The organism is Enterobacter cloacae complex sp. 382A5 (assembly GCF_050031095.1).
Classification (GTDB): Bacteria; Pseudomonadota; Gammaproteobacteria; order Enterobacterales; family Enterobacteriaceae; genus Enterobacter; species Enterobacter cloacae.
The window spans coordinates 2,310,393-2,327,638 of the sequence record NZ_JBLGVK010000001.1 but is presented as its reverse complement, the minus strand read 5'-3'; the positions used below and the strand labels follow the sequence as shown (position 1 = coordinate 2,327,638).

Genomic DNA, 17,246 nt, shown 5'->3' with positions numbered 1-17,246 from the left:
TCGTGGAGAACGAAAATGGCAAAGGAAAATACGTTTGACATACGGGCCGGTCATGGCCAGCAGCTGGGTGCAAATTATGACGGGAAAGGGGTTAACTTCGCGCTCTTTTCAGCTCACGCCGAGCGGGTGGAGCTCTGTCTGTTTGACCCCTCCGGTAAAACGGAAATCGCCCGTCTGGAGCTGCCGGAATATACCCACGAGATCTGGCACGGCTATGTGCCCGACCTCCAGCCCGGCGCGCTGTATGGCTATCGCGTCTACGGGCCTTATGACCCGGAAAACGGACATCGCTTTAACCCGCATAAGCTGCTCATCGATCCCTATGCCCGTGAACTGGTGGGCGATATCGACTGGAATGATGCCCATTTTGGCTACGAACTGGGTCATGATGCGCTGGATCTGAGCTTTGATACGCGGGACAGCGCGCCGTTCACCCCAAAATGCAGGGTCATCGATCCGAATGCGTTTGACTGGCAGGACCATCAGCGGCCAGCGATCCCCTGGCCGCATACCGTGGTCTATGAGAGCCATGTGAAAGGCTTTACCCAGCTCAACCCGGCGATACCGCCCGAGCTGCGAGGCACCTTTGAAGGCATGGGGCATAAAGCCTCGGTCGATTACATCAAAAGTCTGGGTATCACCGCCGTCGAGCTGCTGCCGGTTCACTGGTTCCCGGACGATCAGCACCTGCTGGACCGCGGCCTGAAGAATTTCTGGGGCTATAACACGCTGGGCTTTTTTGCGCCCGCGTCACGTTATTACGGCCCGGCGGGGATCCAGGGTTTTCGCGATATGGTCCGCGCCTATCATGACGCGGGCATCGAGGTGATTCTGGATGTGGTCTATAACCACACGGCAGAGGGCAACGAGCTTGGCCCGACGCTCTCGTTCAAGGGTATCGATAACTACAGCTATTACCGCACCTTGCCGGATCAGCATCGCTATTACATCAATGACACCGGCACGGGGAATACGGTGAACACCTCACACCCGCGTGTGCTGCAGATGATCATGGATTCGCTGCGCTACTGGGCGGAATCGATGCATATCGACGGTTTTCGCTTCGATCTGGGTACGATACTGGGGCGCGAGCCAGAAGGGTTCGATCCGCGCGGCGGCTTCTTTGATGCCATGACCCAGGATCCGGTTTTATCAAAACTCAAGCTCATCGGTGAGCCCTGGGATATCGGCCCCGGCGGCTATCAGGTGGGCGGATTCCCGCCCGGCTGGGGCGAGTGGAACGACAAATATCGCGATACCGTTCGTGAATACTGGCGGGGCGATAACGTTCCCACTGATTTTGCCGCCCGCCTGCTGGGCTCGGGCGATCTCTATGATTTACGCGGGCGTCGCCCGTGGGCCAGCGTCAACTTTATTACCGCGCATGACGGCTTCACGCTGAACGATCTGGTGTCGTACAACGAGAAACACAACGCCGATAATGGTGAAGAGAACAACGACGGGCATAACGATAACCGCGCGTATAACTATGGCGAGGAAGGCCCGACCGAGAACCCCGACATTATTGCCACCCGTGAACGGCAGAAACGGAACTTCCTCACCACGCTGTTGTTCTCCCACGGTACACCGATGCTGCTGGCCGGGGATGAGTTTGGCCGGACGCAAAAAGGGAACAACAACGGCTATTGCCAGGACAGCGAGATCTCGTGGATCAACTGGAAAGGGTTGTCAGAAAACGACGTCGCGCTGCGTGAGTTTACCCGGCACCTGATTGCGCTTCGCGCCAAACAGCCGCTGCTGCGCCGGGAGAGCTGGCGAGACGGTCTTGAGATCCGCTGGTTTAACGCCGGAGGAGGACCGCAGCAGTCTGAGCAATGGGAGGAAGGCTCGACAATCGGCGTCTCCATCAGCCGGCCCGATCTCATCCAGGAGGAGGGGATCTGGCACGACGTGCTGATGCTGTTCAACCCGTTCGAAGGCGCCGTGTCGTTCCAGATCCCGCAGTTTGGTGAAGGAGGCTGGGTGCTGGAACTCTCCACGGCGGGGGAAGTTGCCACGGGCGAGGTCATCACCCGGACCGTGGATTACGAACTGGCGGGGCGCAGTATTACTCTCTTCAGACGCCCGTGATGTCAAAGTGATGCCGCCGCCCGTGCGGCGGTGTCATACAGGGATGAAATGGTGCGCAGCAGCTGGGCGGTATCACCGATAGCGGCACCCGAAATCCCGCTTTCGGCATGTATGTTGATAAGACACGCTTCGCGCACATCCCGGTATTTCATGCACAGTGCTTTTCCCGCCTCCGTGGTGGAGAAGAAAAGCTCTTTTCCTGCCTTTTCACTGGTGACGTAGCCCGCCTTGACCAGCTTTTTCAACGCGTAGGTCACCACGTGGGTGTCTTCCACGTTGAGCACAAAACAGATATCGGCCAGCTTCTTCTTGCGATTGCGGTGATTCACATGATGCAAAAGCGAGACGTCAAAGGCCCCCATATCCGGCTCACCGGCCGCGGTCATGCAGCGCACCATCCATTTATTGAACGCGTTACTGGTCATGATCAGCGCGTACTCCAGCTCCGATAGTTCCGCGCAGCGCTCGGAAACCAGATGGCGGGAGGAGACGATCCGGCCGTCGTTAATGTCGTCGTGATTCATTGATGCAGCACTTTTCTTCAGGGTCATAACGTTCCTTACGGGAGTGTGGCTGTTGCCCGGAAATGTAAACTCATCGATAAAATAAGAACATTTTATTGATAAATTGTTTACATGTTTTTGCGGTTCAGATATAGCTTTTTAACGCAGGTTTTCGAAGCCTGACGGAAAACACAACATCGCTCGCCGCAAATTAAAAAAATAGCCGTCGGCGCGCAACGCTCACTTTGGATAGGGTAACGTTTATGGACGGTTCTACACTGTTGCCGCTTATCGGGATCCCGGTGGTGGTTATTGGTTTTGCCCTGCGCTTCAACCCGCTACTGGTGGTCGTGGTAGCGGGGCTGACGACGGGTCTGCTGGTTGGGATGGATTTCGGCATGCTGCTGGAAACCTTCGGCGAGAAGTTCGTCAACAGCCGCTCTCTGGCTACATTCATTCTGATTCTGCCGGTTATTGGTCTGCTGGAATATTACGGTCTAAAAGAGCGCGCACAGGCGTGGGTGGCGAAGATCGCCAGCGCCACTTCGGCGCGTATTCTGATGATCTATTTTGTCGCCCGCGAGGGGACGGCCGCGCTGGGGCTGATGTCGCTGGGCGGTCATGCCCAGACGGTGCGTCCGCTGCTGGCACCGATGGCCGAAGGGGCGGCGCTGAACGAGTACGGCGAACTGCCCCAGCATATTCGCGACAAAATCAAAGCCCATGCCGCCGCGTGTGACAATATCGCGGTGTTCTTTGGCGAGGATATCTTTATCGCCTTCGGGGCGGTGCTGTTGATCGACGCCTTCCTGAAGGAGAACGGTATTCAGGGGATTGAACCGCTGCATATCGGCCTTTGGGCGATCCCGACGGCGATTGCGGCATTGATTATTCATATGACGCGTCTGTTGCGCCTGGATGCCAGCATCCGCCGTGACGTGATGGCCTGGAAAGCCGGGCAGGGAACGCAGGAGATCGCGCCATGATGACGTTGCTCACCATTAACCGCGTGTACTACCTGATTGGCTTTGTCGTGATGCTGCTGGTGGTCATGACCCTGCGCGATCGCGCCAACCCCAAACGTTTTACCACGGCACTGTTCTGGTTTCTGTTCGGTGGGATCTTCCTGTTCGGTGACCTGATGGTGCAGGAGCTGGGCCGCTCGCTGGCGTACCGGATCATTGGCGGCGCCGTGATTGTAATTGCCCTGCTGGCAGGCTTTGGGCTGGTCGGTAAAGGGCAGTACAAAATGGCCAGCGAACCCGAGCGTGTTGCCTCGTCAAACCGGCTGAAAAACTGGCTGTTTTTACCGGCCCTGATGATCCCGGTGGTGACGGTTATCGGCACGCTGTTCCTGAAAGGGGTGTCGATTGGCGGGGTTTACCTGCTCGATCAAAAACAGCTCACGCTGGCGGCGCTGTGCGTGGCCTGTGTGGCGGCCATCCTTACCGGCTGGTGGCTGACAAAAGGAACACCGCTGCATGCCGTCCGTCAGTCTCGCCGCCTGGTGGATACCATTGGCTGGGCGGTGATCCTGCCGCAGATGCTGGCCATGCTGGGCGGGGTTTTTGTGGTGGCCAATACCGGCAACTCCGTGCAGAAGGTGGTCAGCCTGTTTGTGAACCCGGACAGCCGCTTTATGCTGGTGGTGATTTACTGCGTCGGCATGGCGCTGTTCACCATGATCATGGGTAACGCCTTTGCGGCCTTCCCGGTGCTGAGCGCCGGTATCGCCTTACCGTTCCTGATCCACGTGCATCACGGTAATCCGGCACCGCTGCTGGCGATTGGTATGTACGCAGGCTATTGCGGCACGCTGATGACGCCGATGGCGGCGAACTTCAACATCGTTCCCGCCGCGTTACTGGAGCTGAAAGACAAATATCAGGTCATTAAGATCCAGATCCCGACCGCGTTAACCCTGCTGGTGGTCAACGTGTTCTTAATGTATTTCCTCGTGTTTCGCTAAGCGTGGCAACCTAAGGAGCTGTGATGGAATTAACGCAACACCAGGCTGATGCTTTTGCCAGAATGCCTTTGACCTATCTGCGCCAGGAATACCCGAACCACATTATGCATCTGCTCAATGATGACGGGGACGTCCTGCCGCCGCGCGAACTGCATCCCATTTTTTATGGCTGTTTTGACTGGCACTCGGCGGTACACGGCTACTGGCTGCTGCTGCGCTGCCTGCGCCTCTACCCGGAACTGTCGTGCCGGGATGACATTATCACGCTGTTTGCCGACCATCTCACGCCAGAAAACGTGGCGCAGGAGCTGGCTTATTTCAACGCGCCGTTCCGCGCCTCGTTCGAGCGTCCGTATGGCTACGGCTGGCTACTGGCACTGGCCCAGGAGCTGAAACAGTCATCGCTGCCGCAGGCGGCAGGCTGGTATCAGACGCTTGCGCCGTTAACGCAGGACATTCGCAACCGTCTGGTGGATTACCTCAGTAAGCTGACGTACCCGATCCGGGTTGGCACGCATTACAACACCGCGTTTGCCCTCGCGCTGGGGATCGATTACGCCCGGGCGGTGGAAGATAACGCGCTGGAGAGTGCCATTCTGGAGGCGGCGACGCGGTTTTATCTCGCGGATACCCAGTATCCGGCTCACTATGAACCGGGTGGTGATGAGTATGTGTCCGGCGCGCTCACAGAGGCTCTGCTGATGAGCAAGGTCGCGGAGAATTTCCCGGCCTGGTTCGACGCGTTTCTGCCGAATATCGGGGTTGTTTCAGCGCTGATGAACCCGGCAGAAGTGAGCGACCGTACCGACCCCAAAATTGCGCATCTGGACGGATTAAACCTCAGCCGCGCCTGGTGCATGAAGCATATTGCCAGTGCGCTGCCGGAGGATCATCCGGCGCAGCAAGCGCTGCGTGATGCGGTGGCGAAACACCTGACGGCGAGCGTCGGGCATGTTGTCGGCAGCCACTACAGCGGTGGACACTGGCTGGCGAGTTTTGCGCTGCTGGCGCTGGAGTAAATATGGGGGCAGCGTCGCAGGACGCTGCCCTGGCATTTATGCCGTAGCCTGTCGCGCGCGACGCAGTCGGCTAACGCTAAATAATACTGACGTAGTTGACGCGATCACCGCGATCCACAGCGCAATATGAACGGCACCGTCATCCAGCATTTGATGATCTGCCCTTGCGGTCGCAGCCAGCAAAACTCCCACCACGGCGGCACCGAGACACTGGCCGAACGTTCTGACGATGGACAATACCCCGGATGCATAGCTGGCGTACTCCCGGGCAACGTTAGAGAGCATTTCACGGTTATTGGGGCTCTGGAAACAGCCAAAGCCGATACCGCACACCAGGCTCCTGAGGCAGATATCCCAGGCAGAAGGGCGGGCAGGCAGTGTCGCCAGCAAAATCAACCCAACGACAAAAATCATCAGTCCAAGCGTGGAGATCAACGGGGCGGAGATGGTGTCTGCCCAACGGCCCGCGTGCGGCGCAATGAGTACGATACCTATCGGCCAGGGGGTGAACAGTAAAGCGGAGATCGCCGGGCTATAGCCGTACACGCTCTGAAACAGAAACGGCAGCGCGATAAAGGTAATGCCCTGACTCACAAACGAGGCCAGCGAGGTTAGCGCGGCGAGGGTAAACCGTCCGTTGCTGAATATCACCGGCGGCAGGATGGGGCTCCGGGCACGGCGGATATGCCAGACAAAAGCGATGAGACTGACCGTAGCGACAAATGCCCAGCAAACGGTGCTGATGGCGTGCGCTCTATTCTCTATGCTGTTTGCCGCCATGATCATCGACCCCAGCAGGATCACGGACAACAGGGCACCGGGCACGTCAAACGGGGACGTATCAGAGGCCGTCGCCCGCGGCAGCGCTTTCCAGGCCAGCAGCAGGGCAACGGTGCCGGGCATAATGTTGATCGCGAACAGCCATTGCCAGCTCAGTACGTCGAGTATTGTTCCGCCCAGCACCGGTGCAATGGCGGTGCTGGCGGCGATAAGCAGGGCGTGCAGCCCCAGAATGCGGCCAAGCAGCCGTCCCGGGAATACCGAGCGCAGGATCGCCGGGGCAATACTCAGCGTGGCCGCGCCGCCGATACCCTGCAAAATACGCATCCCGATCAGCATTTCCGGCGTTGTTGCCAGCGCGCAGCCGAGCGAGGTCAGGGTAAACGTAGCCAGTCCTGCCAGAAACACCGGGCGGTAACCCACCCGCGCGGCGAGGGCGGCGAAGATGGCTAACGTCATTGCCGCAGACAGCAGGTAACCGTTGGCGAACCAGACTGCGACATTCGCGGGCACCTGCATCGCGCTGGCCATTGATGGCAGGGCAATGTTGATCATGGTGCCATCGAAGACGCCCATCAACGTGGTGGTCATCACTGCAGCCATCACCCGGGCGCGTTCATGTCCCGGTAACCCTTCGTCGCCGGGTTGGTTTGAAAAGAGCGTCATCGTGTTATCTCCAGGCAAGAATGTTGATGACGACACTATAGTAATGGGTTATACAGGGCGGAAGACGCAGCATTTGCACTTATACGTTGCATCAAACGCCCTGTATGAGGAGGTTTTGTGACCGATCCTGATTTCAACTTGCTTGTCGCACTCGACATCCTGCTGGCTGAAGCCAGCGTGGCGGGGGCGGCGCGGCGTCTTAACCTGAGCACCTCAGCCATGAGCCGCACGCTGAGCAGACTTCGTGAGGTCACCGGCGATCCGATTCTGGTGCGGGCCGGGCGTCAGATGGTGCTGACTCCGTGGGCCGAAGCCACCCGGGATCGCGCCCGACATGCGCTGCATGAGGCAAGGGCGGTGCTACAGCCTTCAACGGACACCTTCCGGGCAGAAAATCTTGAACGGGTGTTTACTGTCAGAGCCAATGATGGCTTTGTGGTGGCGTTTGGCCCGTTGCTGATTGCGGCCGTTGCGGAAACAGCGCCGGATGTCTGCATCCGCTTTGCCCCAAAACCGGAGAAAACGTCGCGTTATCTGCGGGAGGGGCTGGTTGACCTGGAAATTGGTGTGCAGAGCAACATGGGGCCCGAAATTCGTCTGCAGCGGCTCTTTGAGGACCGCTTTGTAGGCGCGGTGCGCAAAGGGCATCCACTGGCGGCGCTGCCAACAGTCAGCCTTGAGGATTATGTCGCCTGGGGTCATGTGGTGACCGCGCCAAATGGCTCATCACACGGTTTTGTTGATGATGCCCTGGCCGCGCGGGGGATGAAACGCAAAATCGCCAGCGTGGTGCCCGGTTTTCCGACGGCCTTATCCGTGGCGCTGGCGTCCGATCTGATTGCGATGGTCCCGGCATTGTATCTGCTCAATCAACCGATGAGCGAGAACGTGCACATCTTTGAACTGCCGTTCAACACCCGGACCATTACCGTATCGCAGATGTGGCACCCGCGGATGGAACAGGATCCGGGCCACCGGTGGCTCAGAGAGAAGGTGCTATCGGTGTGCCATCAGTCGCTGCACCGATAATATAAAACGGGTCGACACGGCATCGGATTCCACACGCACGTTGCCGTGATGCGCGGTGATGATGGATTTCACAATCGCCAGGCCGATCCCGCTGCCTTCGCCTTTTCGCTGTCTGGACGGATCCACCCGGTAAAAGCGGTCGAACAGCCGGGGCAAATGTGCTTCAGGGATCGGCTTGCCGGGGTTGGCAACGATCAGCTCGCACGCATTTTCTTTTTCGCTTACCGACACGGTCACCGTTTCTCCGTCCGGCGTATAGCGCAGGGCATTGGAGAGCAGGTTATTGATGGCTCTCCGGAACATCTGCGGATCGCCGTCTATCAGGCAGGGCGTGCCGTTAAAACGCAGCGTGATATGGCGTTCTTCCGCCCAGGCCTCGAAGAAATCAAAGACTTTCATCACCTCCGCGCTCAAATCAAAGGTTACCCGGTCAGGGATCAGCTGATTATTATCCGCCTGGGCCAGGAACAGCATATCGCTGACCATGCGGGTCATCCGGTTGTACTCTTCAAGGCTGGAGTACAGCACATCCTCCAGCTCTTTCGGCGAGCGGTTCTGGCTTAACGCAATTTCCGTTTGCGTTACCAGATTGGTGATCGGGGTTCTGATCTCATGGGCGATATCGGCAGAGAAATTTGCCTGACGGGTAAAGACATCCTCAATTTTTTCAATCATGTGGTTAAACGAGATCACCAGTTGCTCCAGCTCAACCGGCACCCGCGACGGCTCAAGCCTCGCATCCAGATTCTCTGAGGTGATATTTTTTATCGCATTGCTGACGTTACGCAGGGGCAGGTGTCCCTGACGTACCGCGATGCGAATGAGCAGAATAATCAGCAGGCTGATCGCCACCGCGATGGCAATCAGGTTCTTTTTCAACGCCTCAAGGTAGTGAAGATGAAAATTAATGGAGAGGCCGATCAACATGACATAGTGTTGTTCTTTTCCCTGCAATGTCGCCGTGCCGGAAGAGGCGATAATCCGGTATGTTTCCATCTTCATGTCGGACCCGGCGTGCATCGCCTTGCCTGCATCCTCCACCGTCCAGAGAAAGACATCCTGCGCGCGGCGATGGGCACTGAAATCCGCGGTATTCACCGCTGGCCGGATGGCCTCACCCTGTGAGCTTAAGAGCACATTGCCACGGGGATCGAGCAGCAGGACGGCAACGTTGCGATAGCTGGCCAGCGACTCTTTTATTTTGCTGATTTTCTTTTCATCCGGATCCGCGGGTGACTGCAGTATGCGGTGCATGGCGCGGCTGATTTGTTGCAGATCGCTGATATCCTGCTCGGCAAAGTGCTTTTCAACGGAGTGGAGCATAAACCAGGTAAACGCGAAAAAAGCCAGAATGGTGGAGAGGCTGATAAAGAACGTCAGGCGCAGAGCCAGGGAGAAGGGGCGTCTGGCGGGCTTACTCTGCATCCGGAACCTCCAGCATATAGCCCACGCCGCGCACCGTCTGGATCAGCTTCGGTTCATAATCGTTGTCGATTTTAGCGCGTAACCGCTTCACCGCGACGTCAATCGCGTTGGTGTCGCTGTCGAAATTCATGTCCCAGACCTGCGCGGCAATCAGCGAGCGGGGCAGCACTTCACCCTGATGGCGAACAAAAAACTCCAGCAGGCTGAACTCCTTGCTGGTGAGCAGAATGCGGTTTCCGGCGCGGTTTACCTTCCTTGATACGAGGTCGATGCTCAGATCTGCCACCGTAAACTGGCTCTCGGCGATCACCGTATTGCCGCGTCGTAACAGCGTTCTGACCCGGGCGAGCAGCTCAGCAAAGGCAAAGGGCTTAACCAGGTAATCATCCGCCCCCAGCTCCAGGCCTTTCACCCGGTGTTCAATGGTGCCGAGAGCCGACAGCAACAGGACCGGCATTCCCTTTCCGGCAGAGCGGAGCATGCGGATGATATCCCAGCCGTTCACATCAGGAAGCATGATATCCAGAATCAGCAGGTCATAATCGGCGGTCATGGCGAGATGGTAGCCGGTCAGGCCGTTGTCAGCGCGATCCATCACAAAGCCCGCTTCCGTAAGCCCTTTGCTGAGGTACTCACCGGTTTTAATTTCGTCTTCAACAATCAATATTTTCATCACGCTTCCCCGACTGGCTGCTCAGCACATTCTATTGCACCCGCGACCGTTAACAATGACTTACGCCATAAATGACAACATTGTCATTATCCTGTCACCCGTCAAACAGGACGCGTTCAGTAGAGTAGCCCTAAAAATACTCTGGAATTCATCTGAACCGTTATGTTCCTGTTAAAACGACTAAGCATCACTACGGTATTTATCCTGACAGGATGCGTCTCGCTGGCCCCTGAATACCAGCGCCCGACGTCACCGGTACCCCAGCAGTTTTCGCTGTCGCGTAACAGCCTGACGCCCGTGGAGGGCATGTATCAGGACACCGGCTGGCGCAACTTCTTCGTCGATCCGCAAATCGCGGGATTGATTACAGAGGCCCTGAAGAACAACCGCGATATAAAAATGGCCGCGCTGAAGGTTGAAGAGGCCCGGGCGCAGTTCAACGTGACGGATGCGGATCGTTATCCTCAACTGAACGCCTCCTCGGGCATAACTTACAGCGGGGGGCTTAAGAGTGACAAACCCACCTCACAGCAGTACGACGCGGGATTTGTGCTTAGCTACGAACTCGACTTTTTTGGCAAGCTAAAGAACATGAGCGATGCCGACCGACAAAACTTTTTCGCCAGCGAAGAAGCCCGTCGTGCCGTGCATATTTTGCTTGTCGCTAATGTGTCCCAGAGCTATTTCAACCAGCAGCTGGCCTACAAACAGCTGCGTATCGCACGCGATACGCTGTCAAATTATCAGCAGTCTTACGCCTTCGTTGAGCAACAGCTGGTGACGGGCAGTACGAACGTGCTGGCGCTGGAACAGGCCCGGGGGCAGATCGAAAGCACCCGGGCAGAAATCGCCAAAAGAGAGGGGGAGCTGGCACAGGCTAATAATGCCCTGCAGCTGGTCCTCGGAACGTATCGCGCGCTACCTGGCGACGGCGGAATGAACGCCAGCGATATTGCGCCGGTAACACTACCACCCCATCTTTCATCGGCAATATTGCTGCAGCGCCCGGATATTATGGAGGCGGAGTATCAGCTTAAAGCGACCGATGCGAATATTGGCGCGGCGCGCGCTGCCTTTTTCCCGTCCATCTCCCTGACCAGCGGGCTTTCAACGGGCAGCACGGAATTATCTGGCCTCTTCACGTCCGGCAGCGGCATGTGGAATTTTATTCCCAAAATAGACATTCCCATTTTTAATGCGGGCAGGAATAAAGCCAACCTGAAGCTGGCCGAAATTCGCCAGCAGCAGTCGGTTGTAAATTACGAACAAAAAATTCAGTCCGCCTTTAAACAGGTCGCCGACGCGATCGCGCTGCGGGACAGCCTCAGCCAGCAACTTGCTGCGCAACAGCGGTATCTTGATTCGCTAAACATCACCCTGCAGCGTGCCAGAGGGTTATATACCCGCGGTGTGGTCAGTTATATCGAAGTATTAGACGCGGAACGCGCACTGTTTTCCACGCAGCAAAACATTCTCGACCTTATTTATGCCCGACAGGTTAATGAAATTAATCTCTTCACCGCACTGGGCGGCGGTTGGGTCGAATAACCGCAATTAACTCAACAGGAAAATAATATGCGTAATTCAATGAAGGCCGTTGTATTCGGTGCGATCTCCATGATGTTTTCTGCCGGCCTGCAGGCCGAGGTTCATCAGCATGCAGAGATGAGTGCTGCCAGCGAAGGGGCCACAGAGCAGGTTGTCTCCGGGACTGGCATCGTAAAGGACATTGATCTCACAAACAAAAAGGTAACGATCGCTCATGAAGCCATCCCGGAAATTGGCTGGCCCGCCATGACCATGCGTTTCACCTTTACCGACGCAGACGAAAGTATTAAGGCTGTAAAAGTCGGCAACCGCGTGAAATTTTCTTTTGTGCAGCAGGGCAATATCTCTTTACTCAAGAGCATTAAATAGCGAGACACGGCATGGCATCGTTAAAGGTTAAATATGCTGCAATGATAATCGGCAGCCTTCTTGCGGGAGGGCTGATTGCAGTGACGGCGTGGCATTATATTTATGCTGCCGAAAAAACAGAAAATACCCCGCCGGAACGAAAGGTGCTTTTCTGGTATGACCCGATGAAGCCCGACGTTAAATTCGATAAGCCCGGTAAATCGCCGTTTATGGATATGGATCTGGTACCGAAATACGCGGATGAGAATGACGATAAAAGTGGTGCCGGTATCCGTATTGATCCGACGCAGGTTCAGAACCTGGGATTAAAAACGCAAAAAGTGACCCGCGGCACGCTGAATTATGCCCAGACCATCCCGGCCAACGTCAGCTATAACGAATATCAGTTTGTGATTGTGCAGGCACGATCCGAAGGCTTTGTGGAGAAAGTGTATCCCCTGACGACAGGCGATCGTGTGAAGAAAGGCACGCCGCTCATCGATATCACCATTCCGGAGTGGGTGGAAGCGCAGAGTGAGTTCCTTCTGTTGTCCGGCACCGGTGGCACGCCCACGCAGCTGAAAGGGGTGCTTGAACGGCTTCGTCTGGCAGGCATGCCGGAAGCGGATATTCAAAGGTTACGATCGACCCGCACGGTCCAGACCCGGTTTACCATCAAAGCCCCCATTGACGGGGTGATCACCGGCTTTGACCTGCGTACCGGGATGAATATTTCGAAAGATAAGGTTGTGGCACAGATTCAGGGGATGGATCCGGTGTGGATCAGCGCGGCCATACCTGAATCCATCGCGTATCTGCTGAAAGACTCCTCGCAGTTTGACATTTCGGTCCCGGCGTACCCGGACACGTCGTTTCATGTTGAAAAATGGAACATTTTGCCAAGCGTCGATCCTGCCACCCGTACGCTGCAGGTTCGCTTGCAGGTTTCCAACAAAGACGAACGGCTTAAGCCGGGCATGAATGCATATCTGAAGCTGAACACCCAAAGCCAGGAGATGCTGTTGATCCCCTCCCAGGCCGTTATCGATACGGGTAAAGAACAACGGGTCATCACCGTTGATGCGGAAGGGCGGTTTGTGCCGAAGCAGATCCACGTTCTGCACGAATCCCAGCAGCAGTCCGCCGTAGGATCCGGCCTCAACGAAGGGGAGTCGGTGGTGGTTAGCGGTCTGTTCATGATTGATTCCGAAGCCAATATTACCGGTGCGCTGGAGCGTATGCGTCAGCCTGAAAAGAGTCATTCAGGCCATTGAGGAGACGACGATGATTGCATGGATTATCCGGCGCGCTGTCGCCAACCGTTTTCTGGTGATGATGGGGGCGCTGTTTCTTAGCGTCTGGGGAACATGGACCATTATCAATACGCCGGTGGATGCCTTACCCGATCTGTCTGATGTTCAGGTGATTATTAAAACGAGCTACCCCGGCCAGGCACCGCAAATTGTCGAAAACCAGGTGACGTATCCGCTCACCACGACCATGCTGTCGGTGCCGGGTGCGAAGACCGTGCGTGGGTTTTCACAGTTTGGTGACTCCTATGTGTACGTTATTTTTGAAGACGGGACCGATCTCTACTGGGCCCGCTCGCGCGTTCTGGAATATCTCAATCAGGTTCAGGGGAAGCTGCCTGCTGGTGTCAGTTCGGAAATTGGGCCAGACGCTACGGGCGTGGGCTGGATCTTTGAATATGCGCTGGTGGATCGCAGCGGAAAACACGACCTGTCCGAACTGCGTTCCTTGCAGGACTGGTTCCTGAAATTTGAGCTGAAAACCATCCCGAACGTGGCGGAAGTGGCCTCGGTCGGCGGGGTGGTAAAGCAGTATCAGATCCAGGTCAATCCGCTGAAACTGGCGCAATACGGCATCAGTCTGGCTGACGTGAAGCAGGCCCTGGGATCCTCTAATCAGGAAGCAGGGGGATCATCGGTCGAAATGGCGGAAGCAGAGTATATGGTCCGGGCCAGCGGCTATCTTCAGACCATTGATGATTTCAATAACATCGTCCTGAAAACCGGCGAGAACGGAGTACCGGTTTATCTGCGTGATGTAGCCCGCGTACAAACCGGGCCTGAAATGCGGCGCGGGATCGCCGAGCTTAACGGGCAGGGAGAGGTCGCGGGCGGCGTGGTGATCCTGCGTTCGGGTAAAAACGCACGTGAAGTGATTACCGCGGTAGAAGATAAACTGGAGACGCTGAAGGCCAGCCTGCCGGAAGGTGTTGAGATTGTTACCACGTACGATCGCAGCCAGCTGATTGACCGGGCCATTGATAACCTGAGTTATAAACTGCTGGAAGAGTTTATTGTGGTGGCCATCGTCTGCGCGCTGTTTCTCTGGCATGTGCGGTCTGCGCTGGTGGCGATTATCTCTCTGCCGCTAGGCCTGTGTATTGCTTTTATCGTTATGCATTTCCAGGGGCTGAACGCCAATATTATGTCCCTGGGCGGGATCGCCATTGCCGTGGGGGCGATGGTGGATGCCGCCATCGTAATGATTGAAAACGCACATAAACGGCTTGAGGAGTGGGATCATCAGCACCCTGGCGAGCAGATTGATAACGCGACCCGCTGGAAGGTGATCACCAACGCCTCCGTTGAAGTTGGCCCCGCGCTGTTTATTAGCCTGCTGATCATCACCTTATCGTTCATCCCTATTTTTACCCTCGAAGGTCAGGAAGGGCGTCTGTTTGGTCCGCTGGCCTTTACCAAAACGTACGCCATGGCAGGCGCAGCCGCGCTGGCCATTATCGTCATTCCCATTCTGATGGGCTTCTGGATCCGGGGGAAAATTCCTGCCGAGAGCAGTAACCCGCTGAACCGGCTGCTGATTAAAGCCTATCATCCGCTGCTGCTGCGGGTGCTTCACTGGCCAAAAACAACCCTGCTGGTGGCGGCCTTGTCGATCTTCACGGTTATCTGGCCGCTGAGTCAGATGGGCGGTGAGTTTCTGCCGAAGATCAACGAAGGCGATCTGCTGTATATGCCATCAACACTGCCGGGCGTTTCTCCGGCTGAAGCGGCTGCGCTGTTGCAGACCACAGACAAGCTCATCAAAACTGTTCCTGAAGTGGCGTCTGTGTTTGGCAAGACCGGTAAGGCAGAGACCGCAACGGACCCCGCACCGCTTGAAATGGTGGAAACCACCATTCAGCTGAAACCCGAGGATCAGTGGCGACCCGGGATGACGATTGACAAGATTATTGACGAACTCGATAAAACCGTCCGTCTGCCCGGTCTGGCTAACCTCTGGGTGCCGCCGATCCGTAACCGCATCGACATGCTTTCTACCGGGATTAAAAGCCCAATTGGTATCAAGGTGTCAGGCACCGTTCTGTCGGATATCGACGCCACGGCGCAGAGCATTGAAGCGGTCGCCAAAACCGTACCCGGCGTGGTGTCTGCTCTTGCAGAGCGGCTGGAAGGCGGGCGTTACATTGATGTGGGTATTAATCGTGAAAAAGCGTCCCGCTACGGTATGACGGTGGGGGATGTGCAGCTGTTTGTCTCCTCCGCCATTGGTGGCGAGACGGTAGGGGAAACGGTTGAGGGCGTGGCCCGGTACCCGATCAATATCCGTTATCCTCAGGACTACCGGAACAGCCCGCAGGCATTGAAAGAGATGCCGATCCTGACCCCGATGAAGCAGCAAATCACGCTGGGGGATGTGGCGGACATACGTGTCGTTTCCGGCCCGACGATGCTGAAAACGGAAAATGCCCGACCAACCAGCTGGATCTATATTGATGCCCGCGGCAGGGATATGGTGTCGGTGGTCAATGACCTTAAGTCGGCCATCAGCCAGAACGTGAAGCTGAGACCGGGAACCAGCGTGTCATTCTCCGGTCAGTTTGAACTGCTGGAACACGCCAATAAGAAACTGAAGCTGATGGTGCCGATGACGGTAATGATTATTTTCATTCTGCTGTATCTGGCATTCCGCCGCGTTGATGAAGCCTTATTAATTTTGATGAGTCTGCCGTTCGCTCTGGTCGGTGGGATCTGGTTCCTGTACTGGCAGGGCTTTCATATGTCTGTCGCCACCGGCACCGGATTTATTGCCCTTGCCGGGGTGGCCGCCGAGTTTGGCGTGGTGATGCTGATGTATCTGCGCCATGCCATCGAAGCGAACCCGGCCTTATCGCGGCGGGAGACGTTCACTGCACAAGCGTTGGATGACGCGCTGTACCATGGCGCGGTTCTGCGTGTCCGGCCCAAGGCGATGACGGTGGCGGTAATCATTGCGGGTTTGCTGCCCATACTCTGGGGAACCGGCACGGGGTCAGAAGTTATGAGTCGGATTGCCGCGCCGATGATTGGCGGGATGATCACCGCGCCGCTGCTGTCGCTGTTTATCATTCCGGCGGCGTATAAGCTTATCTGGTTGCGCAGGTATAAAAAGCAATAAACAGACCCCGCCAGAGATGGCGGGGTTTTACGTTTTACGAGTCTGGTGCAAAAGTTTACGCCAGGCACGATTGTGCAGGGTAAAGAGCAGCATCTTATAGAAAGAAGTAGAGTGGATGCAGTAACCGCTGAGCAGCAGCATAGAGATGCTTATCAGCGCCGCGATGAGACTGACGCCCGGAACACTCGCACCGCTTAGCGCAGTCAGCAGATAGACTGTCGTTAACACAAGGCTTATAACCGCCAGCGTAAGATGCATCTGCACGGCACGCATGAGGCCTTTGCCAATCAGAAACATCGTCATGCCATTTATGCCTGAGAACAGCAGGGCGATCAAAACCACCCATATAAATACGCTTTCTTCAGGTAGCCCGAGGGCGGCGCTGACTTTGTAACCCAACCACAGCTGCGGTATCCCAAAACTGACGATCACCCCAAGGGTACTGAGAACAGCTGGAATGCCCATGGTATAGCATCCCGTGGGTGTCCCGATCAGTTCGGCCAGTTCCGCTTTTAACTGTTGCAGTTGTGCAGTATTGGCCTTGCTGATTCTTACCGCCAGGTCGTTACAGTGGTTTAGTCGACGATATAGTGCTTTAATCATTTGAATATAATGACATAAACGTCATCAGCCCGTCATGCGAAAGAGGTTCAGCCATATGAGCTGCGAGCACTGCCGTGAACTCTGTGTTAAGTACGTTATCCGGACGCCCGATCAGTTACGAAAAGCAATTCGTATTGCCAGAAATGCAATCAACGAAGGGATGTTGT

At 56.1% G+C, this 17,246-nt stretch carries 14 protein-coding genes; 9 read left to right on the top strand and 5 right to left on the bottom strand.

All coding sequences use genetic code 11. The features are described from left to right. The first annotated feature begins 15 nt into the window (after positions 1-15). Positions 16-2,091: a glycogen debranching protein GlgX gene (gene glgX / locus ACQG2G_RS11030; protein ID WP_029883305.1), complete on the top strand. Its 2,076-nt coding sequence runs from the start codon at positions 16-18 to the stop codon at positions 2,089-2,091. Between the two features lie 2 nt (positions 2,092-2,093). Here glgX and ACQG2G_RS11025 read toward each other — a convergent pair whose 3' ends face one another. Further along, positions 2,094-2,642 (bottom strand): winged helix DNA-binding protein, encoded by a 549-nt coding sequence (locus ACQG2G_RS11025; RefSeq protein WP_013096572.1) that lies wholly within the window; start codon positions 2,640-2,642, stop codon positions 2,094-2,096. Positions 2,643-2,857: 215 nt separating this feature from the next. On the opposite strand from ACQG2G_RS11025, the gene ACQG2G_RS11020 reads away from it, so the two are divergent. Genes ACQG2G_RS11020 through ACQG2G_RS11010 form a run of 3 tightly spaced genes read left to right on the top strand, consistent with a single transcriptional unit; the run spans position 2,858 to position 5,582 of the window. Beyond that, the gene (locus ACQG2G_RS11020) at positions 2,858-3,580 is read left to right on the top strand and encodes a DUF969 domain-containing protein (RefSeq protein WP_013096573.1); all 723 of its coding nucleotides are present in this window, start codon (positions 2,858-2,860) and stop codon (positions 3,578-3,580) included. Then, positions 3,577-4,563 (top strand): DUF979 domain-containing protein, encoded by a 987-nt coding sequence (locus tag ACQG2G_RS11015; protein ID WP_058684692.1) that lies wholly within the window; start codon positions 3,577-3,579, stop codon positions 4,561-4,563. The genes ACQG2G_RS11020 and ACQG2G_RS11015 overlap by 4 nt, the downstream gene beginning before the upstream one ends. Before the next feature lie 23 nt (positions 4,564-4,586). After that, complete coding sequence (locus ACQG2G_RS11010) at positions 4,587-5,582, top strand: DUF2891 domain-containing protein (protein ID WP_248766897.1); 996 nt, start codon at positions 4,587-4,589, stop codon at positions 5,580-5,582. 36 nt (positions 5,583-5,618) lie between these two features. Here ACQG2G_RS11010 and ACQG2G_RS11005 read toward each other — a convergent pair whose 3' ends face one another. Then, positions 5,619-7,028: an MFS transporter gene (locus ACQG2G_RS11005; protein ID WP_248766896.1), complete on the bottom strand. Its 1,410-nt coding sequence runs from the start codon at positions 7,026-7,028 to the stop codon at positions 5,619-5,621. Positions 7,029-7,145: 117 nt separating this feature from the next. Here ACQG2G_RS11005 and ACQG2G_RS11000 point away from each other — a divergent pair, with 117 nt between their 5' ends. Then, on the top strand, positions 7,146-8,057 hold the full coding sequence (locus tag ACQG2G_RS11000; RefSeq protein ID WP_248766895.1) for a LysR family transcriptional regulator: 912 nt from the start codon (positions 7,146-7,148) through the stop codon (positions 8,055-8,057). Here the strand turns inward: ACQG2G_RS11000 and ACQG2G_RS10995 are convergent. Together ACQG2G_RS10995 and ACQG2G_RS10990 are read right to left on the bottom strand one after the other, a co-directional pair. Continuing rightward, positions 8,025-9,482, bottom strand: coding sequence for a Cu(+)/Ag(+) sensor histidine kinase (locus tag ACQG2G_RS10995; RefSeq protein ID WP_248766894.1), 1,458 nt, complete (start codon positions 9,480-9,482; stop codon positions 8,025-8,027). The genes ACQG2G_RS11000 and ACQG2G_RS10995 overlap by 33 nt on opposite strands. Then, a complete protein-coding gene (locus tag ACQG2G_RS10990) occupies positions 9,472-10,155 on the bottom strand; it encodes a copper/silver response regulator transcription factor (RefSeq protein ID WP_248766893.1) in 684 nt (227 codons plus the stop codon). Before ACQG2G_RS10990 ends, ACQG2G_RS10995 begins: the two co-directional genes overlap by 11 nt. A 162-nt stretch (positions 10,156-10,317) precedes the next feature. Here ACQG2G_RS10990 and ACQG2G_RS10985 point away from each other — a divergent pair, with 162 nt between their 5' ends. Genes ACQG2G_RS10985 through silA form a run of 4 tightly spaced genes read left to right on the top strand, consistent with a single transcriptional unit; the run spans position 10,318 to position 16,476 of the window. Then, positions 10,318-11,703 carry an efflux transporter outer membrane subunit gene (locus ACQG2G_RS10985; RefSeq protein WP_248766892.1) on the top strand — a complete coding sequence of 462 codons (1,386 nt, stop codon included), beginning with the start codon at positions 10,318-10,320 and terminating at the stop codon, positions 11,701-11,703. A 27-nt stretch (positions 11,704-11,730) separates the two neighbouring features. After that, the gene (gene cusF, locus ACQG2G_RS10980; protein WP_020688657.1) at positions 11,731-12,072 is read left to right on the top strand and encodes a cation efflux system protein CusF; all 342 of its coding nucleotides are present in this window, start codon (positions 11,731-11,733) and stop codon (positions 12,070-12,072) included. 11 nt (positions 12,073-12,083) lie between these two features. Further along, entirely contained in the window at positions 12,084-13,325 is a 1,242-nt protein-coding gene (locus ACQG2G_RS10975) for an efflux RND transporter periplasmic adaptor subunit (RefSeq protein WP_102752211.1), read from the top strand. A gap of 10 nt (positions 13,326-13,335) precedes the next feature. Further along, positions 13,336-16,476 (top strand): Cu(+)/Ag(+) efflux RND transporter permease subunit SilA, encoded by a 3,141-nt coding sequence (gene silA, locus ACQG2G_RS10970; RefSeq protein ID WP_248766891.1) that lies wholly within the window; start codon positions 13,336-13,338, stop codon positions 16,474-16,476. A 27-nt stretch (positions 16,477-16,503) separates the two neighbouring features. On the opposite strand, the gene ACQG2G_RS10965 is transcribed toward silA, so the two are convergent. Next, the gene (locus tag ACQG2G_RS10965) at positions 16,504-17,079 is read right to left on the bottom strand and encodes a hypothetical protein (RefSeq protein WP_061772151.1); all 576 of its coding nucleotides are present in this window, start codon (positions 17,077-17,079) and stop codon (positions 16,504-16,506) included. Positions 17,080-17,246 lie beyond the last annotated feature (167 nt).

What these genes read in the sequence shown, in the direction of transcription:
- glgX (WP_029883305.1), top strand. Translation starts at nt 16, where the DNA reads ATGGCAAAGGAAAATACGTTTGACATACGGGCCGGTCATGGCCAGCAG.
- ACQG2G_RS11025 (WP_013096572.1), bottom strand. Translation starts at nt 2,642, where the DNA reads ATGACCCTGAAGAAAAGTGCTGCATCAATGAATCACGACGACATTAAC.
- ACQG2G_RS11020 (WP_013096573.1), top strand. Translation starts at nt 2,858, where the DNA reads ATGGACGGTTCTACACTGTTGCCGCTTATCGGGATCCCGGTGGTGGTT.
- ACQG2G_RS11015 (WP_058684692.1), top strand. Translation starts at nt 3,577, where the DNA reads ATGATGACGTTGCTCACCATTAACCGCGTGTACTACCTGATTGGCTTT.
- ACQG2G_RS11010 (WP_248766897.1), top strand. Translation starts at nt 4,587, where the DNA reads ATGGAATTAACGCAACACCAGGCTGATGCTTTTGCCAGAATGCCTTTG.
- ACQG2G_RS11005 (WP_248766896.1), bottom strand. Translation starts at nt 7,028, where the DNA reads ATGACGCTCTTTTCAAACCAACCCGGCGACGAAGGGTTACCGGGACAT.
- ACQG2G_RS10995 (WP_248766894.1), bottom strand. Translation starts at nt 9,482, where the DNA reads ATGCAGAGTAAGCCCGCCAGACGCCCCTTCTCCCTGGCTCTGCGCCTG.
- ACQG2G_RS10990 (WP_248766893.1), bottom strand. Translation starts at nt 10,155, where the DNA reads ATGAAAATATTGATTGTTGAAGACGAAATTAAAACCGGTGAGTACCTC.
- ACQG2G_RS10985 (WP_248766892.1), top strand. Translation starts at nt 10,318, where the DNA reads ATGTTCCTGTTAAAACGACTAAGCATCACTACGGTATTTATCCTGACA.
- cusF (WP_020688657.1), top strand. Translation starts at nt 11,731, where the DNA reads ATGCGTAATTCAATGAAGGCCGTTGTATTCGGTGCGATCTCCATGATG.
- ACQG2G_RS10975 (WP_102752211.1), top strand. Translation starts at nt 12,084, where the DNA reads ATGGCATCGTTAAAGGTTAAATATGCTGCAATGATAATCGGCAGCCTT.
- silA (WP_248766891.1), top strand. Translation starts at nt 13,336, where the DNA reads ATGATTGCATGGATTATCCGGCGCGCTGTCGCCAACCGTTTTCTGGTG.
- ACQG2G_RS10965 (WP_061772151.1), bottom strand. Translation starts at nt 17,079, where the DNA reads ATGATTAAAGCACTATATCGTCGACTAAACCACTGTAACGACCTGGCG.